This is a genomic window from Streptomyces sp. URMC 123, assembly GCF_051386515.1.
GTDB lineage: Bacteria > Actinomycetota > Actinomycetes > Streptomycetales > Streptomycetaceae > Streptomyces.
The window spans coordinates 1-2,877 of sequence record NZ_JBPQTV010000517.1 but is presented as its reverse complement, the minus strand read 5'-3'; the positions used below and the strand labels follow the sequence as shown (position 1 = coordinate 2,877).

Below are 2,877 nucleotides of genomic sequence, written 5' to 3'. Positions count from 1 at the left end.
GGCCCGCTTGGTGGGGGATGCGGGGGGCGTCCCCGGCGTCGGGCGCCTCCGCCGCCGCGGCCCGCGCGGCGGCCACCTCGCGCACCGCGTCCAACACGCCCCGATAGCCCGAGCAGCGGCACAGATTGCCGCAGATGGCCTGCCGGGTCTCCAGCTCGGTGGGCGCGTGGTTGCCCTCGAGCAGGTCGTGCACGGTCATGGCGAGTCCGGGCACGCAGAACCCGCACTGCACCGCGCCGCTGGCGGCCAGCGCGCGCTGGACGTCGGACGGCGCGCCGTCCGACGCCAGGCCCTCGACCGTACGGATCTCGGAGCCGGCGGCCGTCGCCGCGGGCACCAGACAGGAGGCGACGAGCCGGCCGTCGACCTGCACCGAGCAGGCCCCGCACTCGCCCTGCGAGCAGCCGTCCTTCGCGCCGGCCAGGCCGAGCCGCTCCCGCAGCACGTAGAGCAGCGACTCGCCGATCCAGGCGCCGGTGACGGGCCGGTCGGCGCCGTTGACGGTGAGGACGTAGCTGGCGCAGGCGTGCTCGTCGTACGGCTCCGGCGCGAGGTCGTCGTGTTCCCCGGCCTCCGGGGCGTCGGCGGCCGGCCCCGCGTCGGCGGCCGGGGCGTCCACGGGATCGGCGGGGGCGACCGGGTCCGGGGCCTCGGCGGCCGGCGGCACGGGTTCGCCCGCCGCGCTCCCGGACGGCGTTTCGTCGGCGGCGGAACGCTCGGACGCGCCGTCCACCGCCGCCTCGGCCGCATCCGCCGCATCCGCGGCATCGCCGGGGGACGCGGAGTCGCCCGCGGCCCAAGCGCTCGGGTCCTCGGCGGCGGCCGTCGCGCCACCACCGGCCGGGGCGGGGGGCACCTCGGCGGGCCCGGCCGGTGGCGCCATCGCCGGGCCGGTCGACTCCATGGGTGGGGGCGGCGCCGGAGCGGGTGACCCGCCGGCGGGCGCGACGTCCCCGTACGGCGCGTCTCCCCCGGGGCCCTCGGCCCCGGACGCACCGGACGAGGCGGACGCCTCGGCGGGCAGGGCGGCGCCGGGACGGGCGAACACGCCGGCCGGCTCCGGCTCGTGGCCGGTGGCCGTGGGCGGCTGCGCCGACACGGAGACGGTCGGCAGCGGCACGGTGTCCACCCCGACCGTGGCGGAGGAAGCGACGGGGGCGGCGGCCGGCGCCGACACGCCGATGGCCCCGGGGGCCGCGTACGCCGACACGCCCGGGGCGGCCGACCGGTACGCGGCCGTGTCGAGCGCGCCCTCGGACGGCGCGCCGCCGTCCGCGCCCGCGTGCTCCGGCGGCGCGCCGTGCGCGGAGGCGGAGGACGTCACGGAGTGCCAGGGCGTCGGCGCGCCCGGCGCCTCGCCCGAGCCCTCCACGGGGGCGGCGTCGGCGCGAGTGTCGTTCCGGGTGCCGTCGGCGGCCCAGGCGCCGGGGGCGCCCGAAGGGGCGTGCCCGGCGGTGCCGTGCGGCCAGGCGGCCGCGTCCGGCGCGTCGCCGCCGGTCGCCTGGCGGGGCAGCTGAACGCTGCGCGCGTCGGCCGCGGTCGGCTGCCCGGGGCCGGGCTGGACCGCCGCCCGCACCCATGCACTGGGCGTGCCGGAGCTGCCCTCGGCAGGCGACGGGGGCGAAGAGGGCGGCGCCGGTTCGGGCGCCACCGCCGGTTCCCGGGCCGCCGGTCCCTCGGCCACCGCTTCGGCGCCGTTCCCGCGCGGCACGCCCGCGCCGGGGTGCGCGCCGGAGCCCGCGCCCTGGTTCGCGCCGGAGCCCGTGCCGGGGCCCGCGCCGTAGGGAGGAACGCCCGGCGCCCCGGGCACCGCGCCGACGCCCGAACCTCCCTGCCCGTACGGGGCCATGGGCACCGCACCGTCGGTTCCGCCGGCGGGCGGGGAGGACGGCCAGGCACCGGTGTCGGCGGGGGTCGACGGAGCGGGGGCGGGCCATACGCCATAGGGAGCGGAGGCGGCGATGTCACCGGCGTCCGCGCCGATCCCGCCCGGCGCGCCGGGAGTGCTGCCCCAGGAACCCGACGGGGGCGCACCGGCGGCACCCGCGCCGTGCGGCTGCCCCGTACGCCCCGACGTGTCCGCACCGTCGCCCGGCACCGGCGCGCCCCACGCACCCGCGCCCGCACCCGTACTCACACCCGGCGCACCGGGCACACCCGGCGCACCGGAGAAACCCTGTACGCCGGACATGTCCTGAACGCCGGCAGCGTCACCCGGCGCCGACGCGCCCCACGCGCCCGCGGCCTCGCCCGACGCGCCGGAATAGCCCTGGACGCCCGGAAAGCCCGGCACGCCGGGGAGGCCGGGACCGCCGGGAAACCCCTGCGCACCCGTCGCCCCACCGCGCTCATCCGCCGCAGCGGCACCCCACGCGCCCGTGGCCTCGCCCGGCGCACCCGCACCCGCCCCCGACACGCCCGGCGCACCCGCCCCCGGCGCCCCCGTACCAGCCGAAGGCGTGAACGACGAGAGCGGCGGCGGCACATACCCCTGGCCGGGCGCGGCCAGCGGGTCCGCGCCCGGCGTCAGCCCGCCCCGGCCGAGCAGCTCGTCCGGCAACTGCACGAACGCCGTGGCGTCCGCGTCGAGTTCGCCGCCCCGGGGAAGCGGCTGCCACCCGCCGCCGTCGGCCCCGCTGGGGGGCGCGACGGGCGGCCGGTCGGATTCGGAGCTCATGCGAGCGCCCTCCCAAGTGCTCGGCGGGCCAGCGCGGCGACGGTGCGCCGCAGGTGCAGTACGGCCGGTGGCGGTCCGGCGGCCGGTCCGCCGTCCGCCGGGGGCGGCGGGTCGAGGACGCACGCGGCGGCGACGTACTCGCCGAACGCCGCCAGCGCCTCGGGGGCGAGCGCTGGGTGGCCTCCCTGATCGACTGGGAC

The 2,877-nt window shown here is 81.1% G+C and carries 1 protein-coding gene and 1 pseudogene; both read right to left on the bottom strand.

Annotation, left to right across the window (positions count from 1 at the left end; genetic code table 11):
• Positions 1–2,677 (bottom strand): 2Fe-2S iron-sulfur cluster-binding protein (locus ACSNOD_RS30195; RefSeq protein WP_436770265.1); only part of this gene is annotated, 2,677 nt, incomplete at its 3' end.
• Positions 2,674–2,877 (bottom strand): annotated as a pseudogene (locus ACSNOD_RS30190) (FAD binding domain-containing protein); the annotation flags it as partial. The gene ACSNOD_RS30195 and the pseudogene ACSNOD_RS30190, both read right to left, overlap by 4 nt.